Annotated in this window: 17 protein-coding genes and 1 pseudogene; 11 read left to right on the top strand and 7 right to left on the bottom strand. The window is 47.8% G+C overall.

Annotation, left to right across the window (positions count from 1 at the left end; genetic code table 11):
* Nucleotides 1–101: 101 nt before the first annotated feature.
* Nucleotides 102–353 (bottom strand): hypothetical protein, encoded by a 252-nt coding sequence (locus AOA63_RS09025; RefSeq protein WP_053959386.1) that lies wholly within the window; start codon nt 351–353, stop codon nt 102–104.
* Nucleotides 350–1,606, bottom strand: coding sequence for a YeeE/YedE thiosulfate transporter family protein (locus AOA63_RS09020; RefSeq protein ID WP_053959385.1), 1,257 nt, complete (start codon nt 1,604–1,606; stop codon nt 350–352). The genes AOA63_RS09025 and AOA63_RS09020 overlap by 4 nt, the downstream gene beginning before the upstream one ends.
* Before the next feature lie 197 nt (nt 1,607–1,803).
* Here AOA63_RS09020 and AOA63_RS09015 point away from each other — a divergent pair, with 197 nt between their 5' ends.
* Nucleotides 1,804–2,133 (top strand): hypothetical protein, encoded by a 330-nt coding sequence (locus AOA63_RS09015; protein WP_139061540.1) that lies wholly within the window; start codon nt 1,804–1,806, stop codon nt 2,131–2,133.
* A 282-nt stretch (nt 2,134–2,415) separates the two neighbouring features.
* Here AOA63_RS09015 and AOA63_RS09010 read toward each other — a convergent pair whose 3' ends face one another.
* Both AOA63_RS09010 and AOA63_RS09005 read right to left on the bottom strand, forming a co-directional pair.
* Entirely contained in the window at nt 2,416–3,054 is a 639-nt protein-coding gene (locus AOA63_RS09010) for a precorrin-2 dehydrogenase/sirohydrochlorin ferrochelatase family protein (RefSeq protein ID WP_053959383.1), read from the bottom strand.
* Nucleotides 3,051–4,595, bottom strand: coding sequence for a hypothetical protein (locus AOA63_RS09005; RefSeq protein ID WP_053959382.1), 1,545 nt, complete (start codon nt 4,593–4,595; stop codon nt 3,051–3,053). Before AOA63_RS09005 ends, AOA63_RS09010 begins: the two co-directional genes overlap by 4 nt.
* 307 nt (nt 4,596–4,902) lie before the next feature.
* On the opposite strand from AOA63_RS09005, the pseudogene AOA63_RS09000 reads away from it, so the two are divergent.
* Nucleotides 4,903–5,385 (top strand): annotated as a pseudogene (locus AOA63_RS09000) (nucleoside deaminase); the annotation flags it as partial.
* 249 nt (nt 5,386–5,634) lie between these two features.
* On the opposite strand, the gene AOA63_RS08995 reads toward AOA63_RS09000, so the two are convergent.
* Nucleotides 5,635–7,773 carry an MMPL family transporter gene (locus AOA63_RS08995; protein ID WP_053959380.1) on the bottom strand — a complete coding sequence of 713 codons (2,139 nt, stop codon included), beginning with the start codon at nt 7,771–7,773 and terminating at the stop codon, nt 5,635–5,637.
* 584 nt (nt 7,774–8,357) lie between these two features.
* On the opposite strand from AOA63_RS08995, the gene AOA63_RS08990 reads away from it, so the two are divergent.
* The 5 genes from AOA63_RS08990 (at nt 8,358) to AOA63_RS08960 (ending at nt 13,856) form a co-directional block, all read left to right on the top strand.
* Nucleotides 8,358–8,837 carry an NUDIX domain-containing protein gene (locus tag AOA63_RS08990; protein WP_053959379.1) on the top strand — a complete coding sequence of 160 codons (480 nt, stop codon included), beginning with the start codon at nt 8,358–8,360 and terminating at the stop codon, nt 8,835–8,837.
* Between the two features lie 65 nt (nt 8,838–8,902).
* Nucleotides 8,903–9,574 carry an HAD hydrolase-like protein gene (locus AOA63_RS08985; protein WP_053959378.1) on the top strand — a complete coding sequence of 224 codons (672 nt, stop codon included), beginning with the start codon at nt 8,903–8,905 and terminating at the stop codon, nt 9,572–9,574.
* 766 nt (nt 9,575–10,340) lie between these two features.
* Nucleotides 10,341–11,213, top strand: a complete 873-nt coding sequence (locus AOA63_RS08975; RefSeq protein WP_053959376.1) for a DUF6671 family protein — start codon at nt 10,341–10,343, stop codon at nt 11,211–11,213.
* Nucleotides 11,214–11,292: 79 nt separating this feature from the next.
* A complete protein-coding gene (locus AOA63_RS08970; RefSeq protein ID WP_053959375.1) occupies nt 11,293–12,216 on the top strand; it encodes a LysR substrate-binding domain-containing protein in 924 nt (307 codons plus the stop codon).
* Between the two features lie 1,004 nt (nt 12,217–13,220).
* On the top strand, nt 13,221–13,856 hold the full coding sequence (locus AOA63_RS08960; RefSeq protein ID WP_053959373.1) for a histidine phosphatase family protein: 636 nt from the start codon (nt 13,221–13,223) through the stop codon (nt 13,854–13,856).
* A 150-nt stretch (nt 13,857–14,006) separates the two neighbouring features.
* Here AOA63_RS08960 and AOA63_RS08955 read toward each other — a convergent pair whose 3' ends face one another.
* Nucleotides 14,007–14,537, bottom strand: coding sequence for a cupin domain-containing protein (locus AOA63_RS08955; RefSeq protein ID WP_139061539.1), 531 nt, complete (start codon nt 14,535–14,537; stop codon nt 14,007–14,009).
* Between the two features lie 499 nt (nt 14,538–15,036).
* Here AOA63_RS08955 and AOA63_RS08950 point away from each other — a divergent pair, with 499 nt between their 5' ends.
* The 3 genes from AOA63_RS08950 (at nt 15,037) to AOA63_RS08940 (ending at nt 17,437) form a co-directional block, all read left to right on the top strand.
* The gene (locus AOA63_RS08950; protein WP_053959371.1) at nt 15,037–16,269 is read left to right on the top strand and encodes an MFS transporter; all 1,233 of its coding nucleotides are present in this window, start codon (nt 15,037–15,039) and stop codon (nt 16,267–16,269) included.
* A 397-nt stretch (nt 16,270–16,666) separates the two neighbouring features.
* A complete protein-coding gene (locus AOA63_RS08945) occupies nt 16,667–16,996 on the top strand; it encodes a hypothetical protein (protein ID WP_053959370.1) in 330 nt (109 codons plus the stop codon).
* A 153-nt stretch (nt 16,997–17,149) separates the two neighbouring features.
* Nucleotides 17,150–17,437 (top strand): hypothetical protein, encoded by a 288-nt coding sequence (locus AOA63_RS08940; protein ID WP_053959369.1) that lies wholly within the window; start codon nt 17,150–17,152, stop codon nt 17,435–17,437.
* A 166-nt stretch (nt 17,438–17,603) separates the two neighbouring features.
* Here the strand turns inward: AOA63_RS08940 and AOA63_RS08935 are convergent, their stop codons facing one another.
* Nucleotides 17,604–18,182 (bottom strand): metalloregulator ArsR/SmtB family transcription factor, encoded by a 579-nt coding sequence (locus tag AOA63_RS08935; protein ID WP_053959368.1) that lies wholly within the window; start codon nt 18,180–18,182, stop codon nt 17,604–17,606.
* Nucleotides 18,183–18,474: 292 nt separating this feature from the next.
* Between AOA63_RS08935 and AOA63_RS19970 the strand changes: the two genes are divergently transcribed.
* Nucleotides 18,475–19,440, top strand: a complete 966-nt coding sequence (locus AOA63_RS19970) for a tetratricopeptide repeat protein (protein ID WP_197648383.1) — start codon at nt 18,475–18,477, stop codon at nt 19,438–19,440.
* Nucleotides 19,441–19,572 lie beyond the last annotated feature (132 nt).

The following is a 19,572-nucleotide window of genomic DNA, read 5'->3' as shown; positions in this document are numbered from 1 at the left end:
TATCCACTGAGCCCGGTGTATCGTCAAATCCGTTAATTAGCATAGGGACCTCCCTTCATCAGGAAGGGAGGTCCCCTCAACGATGAGTGAGAAACACGAGTTCAGTGGGGTGTAACATGAGAAGAACGGTGGACACGGTCTGAAGAATGCGATGACGATGCATCTTTGTGATCTTGTCCATAATAAAGAGTCGCCAAGCCCAGTAACCCTAAGGGAATCAATGAAACGGTGATCACTTGTGCAAATGTTAAGGGTTTACTGGCGGAATTATGGGTGATTATGGCGGCAATGATGAGCGTTAAGACAAAACCTAAACCGAACATCCAGCCCATGAAACGAGATGATGTGTTCATTGTACCGCACTCCTTTGATCAGAAACGACTTCTTCGGCATGAACTTTTTCACTACTGTTGCCATACACCCATTTCGCGGTAATTAACATGGAAATTAACACCGCAATGGTAAAAATCCACGCACTGATGGCCATTTGCACACCACCGCTTAAGATGTGACCGCTGGCACAGCCATCAGCCATACGGGCGCCAAATAAGACCAAAAACGATCCGCCAAACGCCCCCACGGCGCGGGTCAATGGGTTGTGACCAAAACGGTTGCGCCAAGATGGCGGAATGACAGGGCGAAAAGCATTAAACCGTCGACTGACAAAGACGGCGGATATAAAGGCCCCAAAAAATGTGCCAATGTCAGATAAAGGCTCCCAACCAATCTTGGTAAAGACAATGTGACTATACGCATAATGCGGCAACAGTAATTGTCCTGCCAGCCAGGAAAAGGTGGTCGACTCACCAAAAATTTGGTGGAGAAAAATGCCCAACACCACGGTAATCCCAATGACAGCACCGACAAATAACATAACCGGGGAGTAGAAGTTCGAATTGGGAACATCTTGTTCGACAATTTCCTTATTCCAACTTCCGGTATTCACTTCCATGCCGCCTTCAGACAGATAGGCGAGGGTGTCGGCTTTATATTCTCTGTCGACATCATCAACTGTTTTGCTCATTGATTGCCGGAGACAACTTTTGCGGCCTCCTTGATAACGGGGAAGAAAATATGCAATCAGTAATAACACCGCCGCATAGAGAAGCGAGACAATAAATGTTTCTGTGGGATGAATATGCTTAATCGATCCCGTTAAAATCAAATCGCCAAAATTTAATGTGTGAACCAACCATTGACCCCACGAGGTTTGATACAACAAGGTCCAGGTCGCCGCTCCTAAAATTCCTCCGGGAATCGCGTATAACACATCACGCCGTCCTTCGCCTAAAGCCATCCATTCAGAACCCGGCACATATCCTGAGATGGCCATGCCTGTACCAAACAACAATCCACCAATGATGATTCCCACAATATACACTGGTTTCGGGCCGAAATGCATATCCACCCCACTGGCATAGAGTCCATATAAAACAATCGCCCCGACGGCGGAACCAATGGCGATACAGCCAATAAATAAACGATCTTTCCAACGAGCCAACCGAATTAAGGTTTCTGGGTTGGCAATACCCCATAATTCCGCGAATCCGCCTATGATAGCACCAATAATGATCCCTATCCATAATGGAGCATCGGCTTTAATCATCGTTACTCACCTCATTTGGCTCTCATGATTTCAATGTTTGAAGCGTTTATTCACGCTCTCAAAACCTATTCATTATGGCCGGTGATACCAAGATCTGGTACGGCATTAAGATCATCTTTCCTTACCCAATTTGGTCCAGCCCAAAGACGTCCAATAGGGTCAAGTCATCTGGTTACAAGGGACCATCTTGCCGGAATGTGAATGCGCCCTTCAACAACAAGAATGAGCTGACGCTAATAAGTCCCAATAATCAAGACATGGGATATCGCAAAGAGATGGCTGGGCAAGTCGTTGTGGTCCTCAAAGACATCCTCGAAGATGTAGCCCAAAAATTCCTTTTTACACAGCATCAAGGGATAAAAGACACACCAAACACTGCAAGGTTAAAGGGGCATCTTCGCGGTTACCGACGGAGTATCGGGGGAATTAGCGAAGGAAGTTCAGGTCAGAAATTGCAAGATGGCTTTTTACGGGGTGAGACGAGCTTTTTCACAAAACCTCGTGATTTCTATCCAACTCGGTATTAAATGAAGATATAGATGCTGATGCCAGCAGATTGTTAGGATTCTGCACAGAAAACCGGCAATCTCTATAGTGATTTGAATAGGTTGAATGGGAACAGCAACTTAATGCTGTCCCTTGGCTTATGCATCAGAAGATCACATGCCCTTTGCGTATCAAGAAATACCCCCGGCCAGCCAATGGCCCATTGCAGACAATGGTTTACGAAATCTAAGGTTCTAGGAGAATACTAAGTCCATGTTGGCGAAACGTGCGTCATCACTTCAGTATTCGTATGCTTTTGTTGTTCATAACCGTTTCTCTTGCCATGCCATGTGTTCTTGATGCGTTGCGTGTGCTTCTGTGGGTGTCGACGAGATGTGGGGCATTAGGTGGGTTTTGATATAGTGTTGGGCTAATTGATTTAATGATACCGTATCCCATGGACTCGAGTGGTGACGGCGGTGATGACTTAACGCTCTAACAATATCGCCCCATGATGAATCAAAAAGCGGTTCTAAAGCCATGCGGACGCGTCGAGCCAAACTTGGCGCGAGTCCACTTGTCGAAACCCCGATGACCAAATCACCTCGCCGTAATTGACTGACAGCATAAAAGTCACAAGATGAAGGTACATCTGCGACATGAATCCACGCATGGTGTTGATGGCACCACTGCTGAATCATATTCAAATTGAACGGATGCACATCGGTAACAAAGACCAGTTTGACATCGCAGAAGTCTGATTCAGTAATCTCTCTATCGTAATATGTCACTTGGCCTGTGTGCATGAAGTCTAAAATTTCCTGAACAGGATAGGGACCATAAACATGAATGATGGCCCCCGTATTGATGAGACTGTTAATGCGTTGGGCGGCAAGTGTACCAGACCCAAGAATGATGACTTTTTGCTTCTCTAATTCAATGGCTACAGGGAATGCACTCATGATGAGGCCTCTTTAGGCACCGGTTCAACATGACCCAGGGGAGATATCGCCGGTAAAATCCGATCAGCAAAATAGGACGTTAAAATATCTTGCAGAGTACCAGTGAGTTGACTAAAAGGGATTTGCCGGTAGACGCGTTCGGCAATGCGGGCTTGAGGACCGGGCTGTCCCCCAATTAAAATATCAGCCCCTTCTTCCCATTGATCCCCCACTTTGACTTTGACTCCCGTAAGCGCAATATCCGCTAGTCCTTGTTGGGTGCAGGCATTGGTGCATCCGGAAAAGGAGATGGTGACGCTTTGCCGCAAATGAATGTTCTCCGACAGCGTCGATAAGATTTGGGATAACGGTTCTTTAGTGTGGGTAATGGCTAATGGACAATGCGGTTTCCCTGTACACGCTACAGCATTTCGCTCGAGCAATGGCGGATTGATAGAATAGCGAGCCAGTAAGGGATGATGGGAAATGGCCGACACATTGGTGATGTTGAGCAGTACCACATCTTGACTCGGTAAGAGGTTTAATTCGCCGGAACCCGCTCGCATGGCAAGTTCTCCTAGGCCCTCAAAATCATCGGCTGAAATGCTGCCGTAGGGAATGTGCACTCCCACATGCACCGCTTGAGGTTCAGTGGAAGGACTGAGACCCAAATGATCGTGATGATCTAAGCGCCTGAGATCAGTGCCTGCCCGATTTAACGAATGTCCTAATTTATGCTCGAGGTCCATTCGCAGTTGATCGGCGCCGCGTTCTAAAACCAGTGTCCGTAAGCGGGACTTGGAGCGGTTCGTCCGTAAACCTTCATCACGGTAAATATCTAAAAGCGCCATGGTCAATGCGGTGACGTCTTGAGGTGTGACGAAAACGTCCAAAGGAATCCCTATGCCCCGGTATTGATGTGCCAAAGCACCGCCGACAAACACGTTAAATCCCTTGGTGCCGTCAAAATCTGCGGGAATGAACCCAATATCATTGGCTTCGGCATGAACACAGTTCGAGGGACATCCGGTTATGGCGATGTTAACCTTCCGGGGAAGATTAGAATAACGGGGATTATATTCAAAGAGACGCGATAATTCGCGAACCACCGGGCGGGTATCGATGATTTCTTCGGCCAGGTGACCAGCTAAGGCACAAGTTAAAATGTTGCGCCCGCTGTCCATTCCCGTTTGCCAGCTTGAAAGTCCGACCTCTCTCAGGGCTGAAAAAATTGCAGGGACCGTTTCGAGCGCAATATAGCGGAGTTGTATGGATTGCCTGGTGGTTAAATCCATATGTCCTTTCCCGTAACGCCGGGACAAATCCGCGATAGTGCGCCAGTGGTGTGGCAAAAGATGACCCCCGGGAATACGAAGACGCAACATAAACAACCCCGGGGTTGATTCGCGGTAAAATAATCCGAGCCATTTAAGCCGCACGAGATCCTCGGGGCTGATCGATGAGATCCCCTGTTCGATCCAGGTAGGAATCTCATTTAAAACAGCTAACCCGTCTTTTTCGTGTTTTATGCGTTCAATATCGGCAGGAGTGACCTTGGCCATGCACATCACCTTTCCTAACAACCGTGACCACAATCGGCAATGACACTATCCAAATAGATAACATAATATATTTATATTGAGCCTAATAATTAACATAAGTATAAAAATAATATAACATATATAATAACGAGTTTTGAAATATATAACAAGACTATGAAATGCATTCGGGTTTCCGTCAGTATCGAAAGAAACAGGATAATCATGGAGAATGGCGAAATTAAGCTCAATAAAAAATGCTTTTTGGATGGAGGACAGTATGGAAAATGTGCGACACCGTCAGTTTTTACTATAAGCTTTTGCACAGGCAGAACAAGCATTAACGGAAGGGAGTATTCCCATTGGAGCTGTTCTTGTAACAGATCAGGGGGAGGTGATAGGCCGGGGAAGAAATCGGGTCTTTACGGCGGGTGATACCACCCTTCATGCCGAGATTATGGCACTCCAGGATGCGGCTTTTCATTTGATCGATTCGAAGACGAAGCAATATCGTCCATGGGGTCATATTCTTTATACCACGATGGAGCCCTGTCTCCTTTGTACAGGGGCCCTAATTATGTCACATATTAAGGCTGTGGTGTGGGCATTGACCGATCCGGCCAATGGTGCCCTCAACGTTTTGCAGGCCATGCCATGGCCGGCTTCCGCGCATCATTTATCGGGAAAAATCGCGCGGATTGATATGACCCCTGAGCCTTATCCGGATTTAGCCGCCAGACAAATTATGTTAATGAAACAGTGGAATGCCTCAAGAGGTCGCCCGGGCATTGTCTTTAGTCAAGATGTATGGTAAAGGATTGGTCCAAACTGGCCCTCAACAGAGGCGAAAGGCTGATAAGAGATGGACTTCGGGGATCATATCATCCCTGCGTTTGGATTAAGATCCTGATGTTAAGTGGACAGCGAAAATTCCGGTAACAAGATTAGGGTACGGATAAAAAGAGTCTTGATGACTCATGATCTCTCGATGACAAGAGTTATCCCGCACACTCTCAAGAATGAATGCCATTTAGGCGGCGGCGCACTAAAAGTGCTGAAGGATTTATGCGCCGGGCCACCAATTCCATGATCCTAATAAGCGCATAATGGAAGGGACGAGAATTAACCGCACAAGGGTAGCATCAAGTAAAATGGCAATACCCAGTCCGATTCCCAGTTCTTGCATAAATTCAAGACCAATGACACCAAAGGCAATAAAAACCGTCACCATAATGAGCGCAGCCCCTGTGATAATGCGGCCGGTATCGGCCAGTCCCTGGGCAATGGCTTCAGCGTCTGGATAATGTTCATGATGATAATCCATAATCCGGGTTAACAAAAACACTTCGTAATCCGTCGATAATCCGAACAGAACGGAGAACAAGATTAAGGGCGTGGTCCAGTCAATGGCTCTGGCGCCCGCGATGCCTGTCAGCGGCCGGGTTAAACCATCTTGGAAAACCAGTACCAGAAGACCCGAAGCTGCTGAAACCGATAACAAGTTCATGATGACCGCTTTTATGGCTAAAGCCACCGAATGAAAGAGTCGAAACAGCAAGATCATGGTGGTAACTGCGATGAGGACAGCTACAATGGGGAGCCAGTGTAAGATGAGCGCGATGACATCCACGGTATAGGCGACTCCCCCACCGATTAGGACGGTTCCGGAAAATGGATAGGACAACGATCGCAAGTGACGGACTAAGGCTTGGGTGGCCTGAGATTCGCCGTGAGAATTGGGGAATACCGTGAATAAAAAGATGCGATGAGACGGCGACAAGGCGTCATCGAAAATAGTTGGAGGCGGCGCATTAAAGGCGGAAATGGGCAAGTTAGGCAGGGGAGGAAGCACTTCATGGACATCGGATTGGCGGAGAATTTTTGCTCTGACCGCTTGAATTTGCTTATAGCTCGAAGGCGTATAAAGACTCGAGGATTTTTCCAAGACTACCCATAAGGGACTGCCTACGCCGGAAAACGTGTGCTTTAACCACAAATCATAGGTTTGTCGGGTTTGCGACGAAGCCGGCAAAGTATCGACACCAGGATTCCAAAAATGCATGGAAGTCACGGGCCATGCAAGCAATAACAATAATGTACCTGAGGTAAAAAGACCCCATAACGGCCGTTTCATGACTCGTTTTGCCCAGGACTGCCACCAGGGGCTGGGTTTTTCCATCGATTGCCGGTAGGGCCAGTCTAACCAGCGATCCAAGACTACTAAAATGGCTGGTAATAGCGTCAGGGCAGCAATGACCGTGGCTAACACCGCAGCCAATGACCCGAGCGCCATCGACCGCATTAAGGGCTGGTGAACCAAGAGCACAACAGCAAAAGCCGCGGCCACGATACTGCCTGAGAATAACACGGCGCGTCCTGCCGTTGCGGCAGCGATATTGGCGGCATCAGCAGCTGGATGCATCTTTCTCGCTAGACGGTACCGATGAACCATCAATAACGCATAATCAATTCCTACGCCGAGTCCAATCATAGCGGCAGCATCTTCCACTTCGGGGGCAATCGCAATGACGCGGGCAATGAGATCGATTCCTGCCAGGCCCACGGTAATGCCCCCAAATCCAATGGCGAGGGGACCAATCGGTGCAATGACACTCCGAAAAATCCAGACCAGGGCAATGAGCGTTAATGGGAAACTCCAGATTTCCGCGGTTTTGAGATCTTTGTCGACCTGATCGGTAAACGAGCGTTCAAGAGGAACGAGACCCGTTAACCCTCCTTGAAGTCCTGAAGGCGTTTTTTTTAAAAGGTGGCGCAACGGAACGACCGCCTTGGTATCGGCAAGTGAATTGGTGGTCACATGATTAAAAAAGATGGTGCCATACATCACATGGCCATCAGGTGAGATGGCGAGTTGATGGACGGAAGGAACCGAGGCCACTGCGGGAATCTTTTGCATGGCACGCAATATACGCTGCATCGCTTCAAGATACTGAGGCTGATTGACACGGGAGGGTGAATAGAACACAACGGTTGCCGTGGAATTGGCCAAGGTGCCAAAATTCTTTTGAACAATATCTTGGACATGCTGGGAAGGACTTCCTGGCACACCGAGCCCGTCGGTTTTGAACTGGTGGGTTAAATTTAGCATAAATGGCAGGGATCCGATAAAAATCACGGTCCATAAAACTATCGTATGCCAAGGATGTTTGACAATCCATGAAGTGATCGTTTTTCTGTTCACACGAATCCTCTACCTGCACCTATGACATGGTTCTCTATGATTGGGTATCTCCTGACTCATCCCATTTTACGGCAAGAGAACGAAGTCTAATACCTGCTAACACATCGTTTTCAGTCTACCTTATTTATTCGCGGTGTCAATTTTTAAAAGAGAAGTACACCGGACCTATCAAGCCCTAGACAGCGAGTTGAGCATGGAATAAAGTCCGCCGCGATCATTCGGCGGACACAGTTGTTTATGCTGTCATTAGCATTTTGCATCAAGGGTTAGAATTGCTAAAGCCAATCGGCTGATTCTTCTGTACCATATGGGCAAGGCGTCTTGTAGAGTAACGTTTGTAAGGATTATGTAAGACATGGGACAGCTGGCGATAGTTATAACTATGAAACCCTTAAAAACAAGCGATTCGTCACTCAGTCACGGGCAGGGTATTTTCCAAGACAATCGTTTAACATCATGAGGAACGAGCGGAATCTCAGGCTTGTGCCGTAAATCCAAACATTTTTACAAAATATTTTAGGGTGCACACAAATCCTACGAGCACAAAAGACTCGCATGAAACGCGAGAGAAGGAGAGATGGTCCATGCCAATGTCTCCGTATTACCAGCAGCTACGAAAGAAAATAGGCAACGATCTGATATTTAATCCTGCCGTAGCTGCTGTGATTCACGACAAGGAAGGCCGGGTCTTGTGTGTCAAAGTGAAACATGGCGCGTGGGGACTGCCAGCGGGGGCGATTGAAATGGGTGAGACCCCTGCACAAGCTGTGATTCGTGAAGTTGCTGAAGAGACCGGGCTTTTGGTAGAGCCGATTACATTATTAGCGGTTTTAGGCGGAGAAAAATTTCGTTGGACATATCAAGATGGCAATGCTGTCGAATACGTCATCATGGTATTTCGGTGCCAAGTTAAAGAGGGGATATTACGCGCAGTGGACGGCGAAGTTACCGCCTTCGAATACCGGGAAACTGAAAGCCTCAATACGCTTTCCTTGCCCTATCCTTTAGAGATTTTTGATAGGAACTACGAAGGTAGCTCGTATTTTGACCACCGCAGTTTATGATTTCCGTCAAAAGGGTTCAGTTCCACCTGGCGCTGGCTCCTGTTTTGTAATGAGAGGAGACGTTCATGCCCGGATATTCGGTTGTGTTGTGTGATTTGGACGGGACTCTTAGTGATCCCAAAGAAGGAATTACCCATTCCGTTCAGTATGCCTTGCGAAAAATGGCGGTGGCATCCGTTCCCCAATCTGATGAACTCACCGCATTTATTGGCCCGCCTCTTCACGAATCCTTTATGTGCTGGGGATTGACGGAATCAGAGGCATGGCGCGCGGTGACATATTACCGGGAATATTTTTCCGTGCACGGACTTTATGAAAACTATTTATACCCGCGGGTGAGGGAGACCTTGGAAAGGCTTGCCCATAACCAGATTGCCCTATGGCTCGCTACCTCTAAGCCAACAGGATTTAGTGAACAAATTTTAGAGTTTTTTGGGTTGCGATCGTTGTTTACTGGCGTCGTTGGAAGTGATTTTGATGGGACAGGCGCGCATAAAGTTGATGTGTTGCAAAAGATTGTCGAGAAAAATTCTGGGCTCGGCCGCGAGCATTTTCTTATGGTAGGCGATCATGAACAGGACATCCTTGCTGCCTCAAGATGGGAGATAGATTGCGCGGCGGTAGAATACGGTTATGGGTTACGTACGGCTCTTCATGAGGCCCATCCGACTTATTGGATAAAACGGTTTGATGAAATTTATCCTATTGTAATGGGCAACATTAAGCCCGGGCAATAAAATTAATATCCTATTGTTATCATAAATTTCTTTAGGGCTTGTATGGTCATAACGTCGGAAAGATAGAGCATTTACGTCACAGACATTGATCGCGATCCAATGAGGATGCTGTACTGTGAGGACAAAGATCACCTCTGATTTTTGGTGATTTACATGCCCAAAGATTCTTTCCTGGGCTAAACCCCGTAACAATTGTCCTAATGAATTTGTCGTGTGTTGGTGACCTACGGCACTCATCCTCAGGTGGAGATTTTGAACGCGTCGTGTTTTCGTGAGAACACATGTTTTCGTAACTGGTTTTGAGGAGAATGGTCGGTCGCTATGGCACAACAACTGATACACCGTCCGCTAAGCACGTTTAGCATGCTGTGAATGGGTCAGAGTATTTCATTTTTAGGGTCTGAAGTCACGGCGTTTGCGTTACCCTTGGTTATTGGCACTATCTTGTCTGGCATGAGTCAGTGGGTTGTGGCTTTGGCCGGCGGTTCTCTACTGCGCGCCCCGAAGAGCAAAGGGCATCATCTCCGGTTTATCGTCGCAAACAGAATGCTCTGGGCTCTCGTGGCGGCCGCAGCCAGTTTCAATTTTTTCGCCGGTAGTATTATTCGAGTCTTATTGCCTGCATGGCACACAGTCAAGTTTGGGGCATGCACTCTCTGTAAGGGCTGCCTCTTGATATATGACATAAAATTCATGATAATATTAGCGTAATTTGTTGTTTCGCTGTGCGTTTGTATGCCAGTACGCTGAACAAGGGAGAAGGTCAATGACGCTCGGACCAAAATGGGACCACCCCTATCGTGGTCAGAAGGTGGCTTTGGCCACGAAACATGAAAAAGAACAAGTGGTGGGACCTCCTTTACGGGAGACGGTAGGGCTTGAAGTTTGTGTTCCTCCATACCTGGATACTGATGTCTTGGGCACTTTTAGTGGTGAAATTCCTCGTAATGGGACGCCACAGGAGGTGGTGATTCGCAAAGCCAGAATGGGAATGGCTGCGTTAGATCTTCCGTTGGGACTGGCCAGTGAAGGAAGTTTTGGTCCCCATCCCCAATTGTTATTTGTGCCGGGGCATCATGAACTTCTGGCATTCGTCGATGATCAACTCGGCATTGAAATAACGGAACAGATAATCAGTACAGAGACGAATTATGCACATATCGAAGCCCGTAGTCTCGATGATGTCGGTGATTTTCTTAAGCGGGCACAATTTCCCTCACACGGCTTAATTGTCCGGCCTAACTCGGGATTTTCCTCGGGCTTATTGTTCAAGGGCATTATCAATTCTGATGATCTGAAAAAAGCTATCGAACAATGTGCGGCGGTGTCCGAAGATCACTTAGCCCACGTCGAAACCGATATGCGCGCCCATATGAATCCTAGCAGGCAGCGCGTACTCTATGAACTCGCCATGAAACTGGGTCACCGGCTTGCTGCTCAATGCCCTCAATGTGGAACACCCGGCTGGGGAATGGTCGATGTAATTCGCGGATTACCTTGTGCCTGGTGCGGGGAAGAGACCTCGTTGGTGAAAGCTGAAGTTTACGGATGTGCCTTATGTGACTACCGCGAAACGCATCCGCGGTCGGACGGATTAGAAGTGGCGGCGCCCGCTAACTGTCCATGGTGCAATCCCTAATTATGCGGCCTAACGCGCGGGGAGGAACCGGTGGGGAATGGCCTGTTTAGAAAGAATGACTATGTCAGGAGGAAGGCGTTTGAGAGAAGATGAGGTGTTCATCAACCTGCATCAATTACGGGTATTCCGCACGGTAGCCCGCCATATGAGTTTTTCGCGTGCGGCGGAAGACATGATTTTAAGTCAACCCGCTGTGTCCATGCACATCAAACATCTGGAAGAAACTCTAGGGATGCCGCTCTTTGAAAAAGTGGGACGACAGATCTATTTGACTGACGCAGGTACACAGCTGCTGGAACATAGTCAGCGCGTGTTCACGGCCCTACAAGAAACTCGTGAAGCGATCGCAGCATTACAAGATGGCGATGCGGGACGTCTTAGGGTGGCTGCCGATACCACCGCGGGAGCCTACGTTGTGCCGGAGTACTTAGGAATATTTCGGCAAAAGTTTCCCCGTGTGGAAATTAGTCTTGATGTCACCAATCGCCGGACCGTTATCGAACGACTGTTGTCGCGGGATACGGATTTGGCGGTGATTGGACAATTTCCCCGTGAAGAGGAATTAGAGGCCACACCTTTTCTGATCAACGAACTGGTTGTCATAGCATGGCACGGACACAAATTGGCGAATCGTCAACAAATTCCTTTGAGTGCGTTGGCTCAGGAATCCTTTCTGATGCGGGAAGAAGGGTCGGGAACACGGGCTACCACCGAACAGTTTTTTGCGGAATCGGGAATCCGACCACGTATGGGAATGGAACTGGCCAGTAACAGTGCAATCAAACAAGCCGTAGCGCATGGTTTAGGATTAGCGGTAGTACCGCGCCGGGCCATTGAGCTGGAACTACGCACTAATCAGCTAGTTATTTTAGACGTCCAAGGCTTTCCGCGGGTACGGTACTGGCATGTTGTTCAGCTCCGGGATCGATTTTTGGCACCGCCCGCTACGCATTTTAAGAATCTTCTTCTCACCTATTCCAATTATCCATTAAGACCATCCTAGGCAAGGCGGCCCCGCCAAGAATATCATGACAATTTTTTATTAGATGCCCACCAGCATCTGATTTGAGGATCGTTTGCTAAAGAATCACAAATATTAAGTAATGCTGGCTGAACTTTAGAACATACCTAGGAGCACGCAGATGGCCAGATTGCCATGTGTGTGGGACCCATCATCCAAAACTTATAGGTTGTTTTGTGTTTCGGTATTAGTCAGCACATGGCAATGCTGGTACGCTAACAATGCGGAAACCTCAATCTCATTAAGACAGCCGGTGAAATGGATGGGGAGATGAGGGAGAAAAGGGAAGTTGTTCAGGTCCTTATATTCACGGGACTATGGCAGAATTTCGGCACGGTTTGGCTTTTGATATTCCTAAAACTCCTGTGCACCCGTGAGGTCACGAACAAAAAGAAATGCCCATAAAGACGGAACGGGTAAAGCATAATTCGTGTATCGGTGACTGTAGGAATTTTAATAAAGATCGGTTTTCATGATTAATGGTCCACTCATGGTAAAAAGTGAAATGTGTGCCATGTATCATTTAACGGCGTGAAGAAATGCGGTTAAGCCGTGTGTGACTGATGTAGCAAAGCTAGCGGAATCTGAAGGTTGAGACAATCTGAGCACTGGGAAAACCGGATGATGGAGGGACTCCCTTGGGCCAGGATACGGACATATTTGCGGTAATCGCTGATAATTTGTCATCTGCCCACGCTCGCAGTCCGCCGATTCTTTCGTGGGAATCTATCGAGACAAAATTATATTGGGAGAGACAAACATGCTATCTGGTCCCCTTAATGTATTTGTTAAAAGAAAACCATAATAGGCGAATGGAATGTATGATTCATGGATAGCCTGGGTCATATTGAACTCAAGGTTCCGCTCCATGTCTGTAGACCTCAAACACAAAAAAACAGCTTATTCCGAGAGCCTGTTACCGAAACAAACTCGGTCACAGAGCGAACACCACAAGATTCATCAACATAGGGGGAACGACATTGTCGATGACCACGTTTTACTTTATTCGCCACGGAGAGACCGAGTGGAATCATAATCAAAACCGCTATTGTGGGCGCTCAGATATTGCGTTAGCCGAAACTGGGATATTTCAATCGCAGATGTTAGCCAAAATGTTAGCGGCTGTCCCTTTTGATAAGGTCTTTGCATCACCGCTTCTTCGCGCTCGCACCACGGCTTTACCCATTATAGACCGTTTGGGACTGCCATTGAATCTCGATAACCGATTAAAAGAAATCGATTTTGGAGACTGGGAGGGATTGACACAACAAGAAATCGAATCCGATTATCCCGAGCAATGGCAATCATGGCTAAATGACCCATCTTCAGTTAAAGCCGGCGGACATGGGGAATCAGGAAATGAGGTGGTCCGACGCCTAAGGAGTTTTGTCGATGACCAGGTCGCCACTCCCTTTGAGACTCTCCTAGTGATCACACACAATACGGTTCTGCGGCTTTTTATAGCACACTCTCTAGGTCTTCCTTTAACGAGTTACCGTAATTTTGAAATCGACAATGGCGATACATGGGTATTGAATATCGATGAATCGGGCATGGTCAAATGGAAAGCCGGGCTGCATATGACTCAATGCATGACTCACGGTCTAGAACCCTTGGTCTAAATATACCTATATGGGTGAGAAGTTCTTGCGGCCGTCTTTGCCTTTTATTTCCTATGAGGTGCCAAAATGTCCAATATGGCTTAGCAAATTGGTTGTCGCATGGAAAGAATCCTCCGGCCTTAAACACCAATTAAAATAAACCCCGGGGGATTAATCGGGTTCTCTGGGGGCTGTTCCCGGAATATTGGCCGAACGCCAACTGCCATCATCCTGTCGAACATAGCCATCATCGTAATGTTGAAAAAGATCCTCGGCAGAGCTTAAGGATGAAAAAACCTGGGCGCCACGCCAACCCTCGCCTCGCCATAGCAGTTCATGCTGATCAGGGTAATAAACGATGTCCTTGCTCCTCAGTTCACGGTCTGGCCAAATTTCCATATCTAGCACCGTGATGCTTTCTCCAAGAGAGGTAACCAAATGACTCGTTAAATCAGGTCCTGTGGGTTTCCCAATGAGAGTCCCAGGACCTACCTCCAACTCATGAGATCCCATTCTCAACAAAGCGCGTCCAGATAATACTAAGTAGTATTCGTCCACGGCGGAATGGCTGTGGAGGCGGGCGGTGGCACTACCGGGCGGAACTATCTCTACCCGCATGAATGCGCGACCTACGCCTAATAGCGGCATGACATAGTGCGCCGCCTCGTTGCGTCCATGAGCTGATATTGCGCCAATGGGCACATGTGTCTACACTCGTTCTTGATGGAGGATAATTGACTCCATAATCTCCAACGGATGGGCACGACTGGTGGAATCTTTGATAATCTGGTCGAAGAGCACAACGGTTTCGACGACTCTAGTGCTTCCCTGGAAAGGGTTAGAGCGGACACGCACGATTGATGCCGATGGGATATTGAACTGCGTGGTGCCTAATGCCTACGTTGAGCCTGACATAACAAATTCGGGCACAAAACGCTTGTTATTTTGTGAAATCTTGAGTCCAACAAGTAGCTTTATACGCCTCTTCGCGATTTTCCAGAAATGGAGTTTAGACGTTCTGGTTGAGCGATTAAATTTCTCGAACATATACAGTTTCTTTATCATGATGATGTCTAATATATCATCATCTCAATGCTTACAGTAGTATTTATACGGAACTAGACAGCGATTTTGTGTTGCACCGCTCAATAGACTCGAATTTCGCTGAGTCGTGGCACATCTGGACCAAGGAGTAGACAATGTGAATGGTTACCGGAGACTTATCAGCAATCGGATTTTTATCCTATATTGGGGCGGATCGACCTTCGTACAGTTGGCCTTGCAGTTCGTCACCATTGCGCTCGCATGGTTTGTTCTCCAAACTACCGGATCCCCCATGCGTGTCGCGTACGTCTTGGCGGTTATTCCCATCGCGCGAATGTTCACGAGCCCGTTTATTGGCTACCTCATCGATCGCCTTCCTCGCCGTGCTTTGATGATCCTTGATAACACAAGCCAAATGATTCTTTATGCGTCCATACCCATGCTGGAATGGCGGCATGTCCTCACATTTCCCCTGTTACTGGCGGTGGTAGGGGCAGCGGCGGCGTTGTCGCCGCTATCCATGATAGGACGAGGTGTTCTCTTACCGAACATTGTTTCCGAGCATGATTTAGAACCTGCCAACGGGCTCATTCAATTACGTAGTAGCATGGTGTACTTGATGGGCCCTGCATTAGGAGGGATGTTAGTGGCGTTCCTTGGGGCACCGGGGACGTTGCTCGTCACAGCAGGCTGCTATGCGGTGTATATCGCATCTTTATTAACGATTCCGGTGAGGACATATGATACGGGATCCGGTGACCCGCTTGCAGCTCAGACGCATTCCCGGCTTAAGCCATGGCATTTTCTTCGGCATAATCCGGTGCTCTTGATCTTGGGCGTGGTCACGCTATTCTTTAACATTACCTACGGACCTTTGGAGCCCGCCCTGCCGATTTTGGTTTCGCGCGTCTTTCACGCTGGAGCCTCTACGTTGGGGCTCATCTGGAGTAGTTTTGCAGTCGGCGCGTTGGGGGGAACCCTAATGTGGGAGCGGGTCCGGCCGCGATGGTCTCTGCGCTTTGTCGTCGCCGGAATCATCATGAGCTGGGGTCTGTTCAGTGCCTTGGTCGGTTTGACTCAACATCCGTGGCAGGCGATGGCACTGCTGTTTTGCGGGGGATTCACGTACGCACCCTATAACATTGTGGCGACAACGTGGCAACAACGACTAATTCCCAATTCGATGCGCGGAACGGTCTTAGGCACGATCCAGTCGGTGACGAGCGCGGGACTTCCCATAGGTCAACTCCTTGGCGGAATGGTGGTCAGCGTGGTCGGTGCCCAGACGACGATTGCGATGGGGGGAGCCGCCACGGTGGTTCTTGGACTGAGTGTGGTCTCACTTCGTGCGTCATGGGCTCATTTACCGCGTGAAAACAGCTCTTGCTAGTAACAACTGTACCCGATAATCTGATGAATCGGCTGAGAATTATCGTTTGTTGCCCTATGTATCGAATGGGGGGATAGGATTGCTGAAGGCTGCTCTTCACCGAGCCATAGTCATTGACGCGGAATGAGAAGAGCTAATACTGCAAGTTTGAGTGAAAGAGGGGTTTGACTGAATGGCGCAGCAACTGACCGTGTCAAGACGATTTCTTATGGCTCTTAGTTGAGAACTCCATTGAGTCTTCCGTTGTGCAGATGCTGCGTTGTGAAAACAAGGTGCTTCTTTGGATATCCAAAACATTATCAAGGACGAATCATGGGAACTCACATCGTTACGTGAACACTTTGCAATCCTATCCATATTATGGAATGGTAACCAGCAAATTGGAAGGAGAATGACAATGCGGGTTCCAAAACGATTGGATCAAGCTTGTGGTCCTTGCCGTTATGGGCAAAAACCAACTCCCATACCCTCTCTTCCTCTGCCGACACCGATTCCCGAAATCGATGCAAAGGGAGATCATAATGTGCCGCCTGCTCCTTATACCGAACCCTCGGAAATTTTCAATTTTCGCGGGCGGGTGGCCACCGCTATTTTGGCAGGATGGGGCCGTGACCATGAAGGGCATATAGTACGCTTTGGAGGTCCAGGCACTGACGTGCGCTTTATGCAGGGCGAGTATGTGACGGAGGATGGAGAAAAGCATTACGGCACCTTTATTCATCTTTGACTCGATCTTTATCCAAGCTCAGTGAGCTTTCCCAGTGTCAATGACCAGTTGCACAGTTTTCATCAGCCGATTGCATCTAACGGACTTTTTTGGACCACGCCTATCCCAGATGATGCACTGAGGATCAGCAAAGATGGACAGGTGGCCGAGGTCGTGGTTTGTGATTATCCGGTGATTGATCAACCCAAATTTCCTGCCCCTGGCCCTACTTATCAGGCCACAGTGAGTGTTCGCATTCGCTGGAAAGGTCTTGGACCGGAAATTGGTTGGTCTAATCCCCAAGAACAATATCAAATAGCTTTTCACCGGGCTACAGCGTCGATTGTGTTTGAGGCTTCTGTACCGGAATTAGGTTTTTCCTTCATGAGCCGGGATTACGACAACTCGGAATCATTGTTTGCCATGATTGGTAAAGAACGTAATGGCTTTTTCTTTCAATAATTCTCATGCTGTATATTCGTCGGGATTCTTCAATTGTGCTAACCCTCATGGCTTCCCGACTTACCCCGGATTTCCCGTGCTTTTTGGCGAATCCGGGGTATTGTTCTTAAGCTATTTGGTCGCATTCACCAGGGCAGCAGAGCTTTCTTGACAGCATGAGTTGACGTTAATCATATGAGGTGACAGTTTCGGGCTTTGTGCGCCAATAGATTCCCTGAGTACGTGCTAAGAGTTGGTGACCGATTAATTCCCGTCTTAGAGTCGCGTAATCGGGGTGATGCCGTTGGATAATGGCATTCACCTCGGATTCTTTATAACGCACATCCCAGGCAAACTCGTTGGCTAGCCATTGCAAAATAACCAGACGTTTTTTCCGGCTTGCGGGAATTTCTTTGAGTTCTTCCCCATTTAAGAAATCCCGTAAGACTTTGCGTTCCCACGCATCTTCGGGTATCGCGCCGGTTAACGTCGATAAATGTTCGGGTGTGAGTAAACGACTAAGCTGCTGCAAATTCTCGGTACGCAACTTGTAAATATGCGTATTACCTTCGGCACGCATATAAACTAAGTTCACTTCGCGTAAACGGTTTAGATGGTGGGATACGGTGGGGGGCTTTAAATTGAGTGCTGCTGCCAATTCTTCAACACTGGCATCACGTAAGGCTAATAAGCCTAAAATACGTAAACGGCTCATATCCGATAACACTTTGAGAAACGTGATTAAGGCGTCCTGATCATCATTCATCCGTTTGCTCCTTTTAACATGCCATATTGTCTAGCCCAATAATCTTATCATAGATATCTAATTAGATACAAATAAAATTAGTTGAATGAAATAATAAGAAAATCATAATGTGATCTGGAAGCTCAAAACAGAGTAGGAATAAGATTAGCGTCTAAAAACCGCAATGCATTCCAAAAGCTGCCCTTAGGATTCTATATTTGTGGTGATCTGGCCAGAAACGATTAAAGATGAGAGCATAGAGCATATGGCTATCACATCTTGGACTTGGGAACAAGAGGCAAGGAGTGTGCTCATGAAGGATAACGATATCGAGGAAAAGGCACGGCAGGGATGGACCGTATTCGGAGATGATGCCGAAGCTCTGAGCACCTACTTTAAAAATCTTGCCGAGGCCTATCCGGACTCTGGACGCGCAAAATTCGAATGGGCGAATGTGCTCGATTTTCTCTCCCGGGAACATGAAGCGATTGCCCAGGGATTAAATCCCGAATATGAGGCGTATGCCAAGGTGCAGTGGGCCAGTTCCTTATGCAATGTGGGGCGCGCCGAGGAAGCGGTTGGGCTATTGCAAGAGGCATTGGCTGTCTTTCCTCATTTTCCCGCATTTGCGGTATTTATGGGGTTGGCGCAAGACAAGCAAAGAAAGCCACGAGAAGCGCTTCAGTGGGTTCTCGATTGGATCTTGAACCACATTCAGAGTCCGGATTTGGATCGCTACCGCCGTGCCCTCACAGATTATGTCCAAGCCATGGGACCTTCTGTTCCTATGAAGGGCGAGACAAAACGTTCCCCCTCATATGATTTTCACCCGGTAACAAATGCAGAAGACATTCCATGGTCCTTATTATTATTGGCAGACCCATCAATAAAACGCATTAAGAGCTATGTCCACAAAGGACAATGCGTGATAGCGAAGGGGTCCGGTGCCGTCATGGGCGTCTACGTGGTGGCAGAAACCCCAGAAAAACACATTGAGCTCATGAATATTGCTGTGCATGAAGATTGGCAAAGGCTCGGAATCGGCAAAGCTCTTTTGGATCATGCTGTAAATTGGGCTCGTGAACAGGGATACCAGTGGATGGAAGTAGGAACAGGTAATTCCAGCCTAGGTCCTTTAGCTTTTTATCAACGTGCAGGTTTTCGTATAAGCGGTATCATCCCAGATTTTTTTGTGAACGATGATGATCCTCCGATTATAGAGAACCACATTGTCTGCCGAGATATGATACGGTTAAGAAAGAACTTAGGTGAAGGCTGATGTCACAAGATATTTGGACATGATGACTAGCACCCAAGATCTTGAAAAACTGGGCTGAGTGGGAAAAATTTTCATCTTATTAGGTTTTTTAGGATAAAAAAGAGAAGACACAGACAGCGCGGGAGATTATCC

The organism is Sulfobacillus thermosulfidooxidans, assembly GCF_001280565.1.
In the GTDB taxonomy this organism is placed as follows: Bacteria; Bacillota; Sulfobacillia; order Sulfobacillales; family Sulfobacillaceae; genus Sulfobacillus; species Sulfobacillus thermosulfidooxidans_A.
The sequence above is the reverse complement of the archived record's forward strand: the minus strand, read 5'-3'. Positions and strand labels throughout refer to the sequence as shown.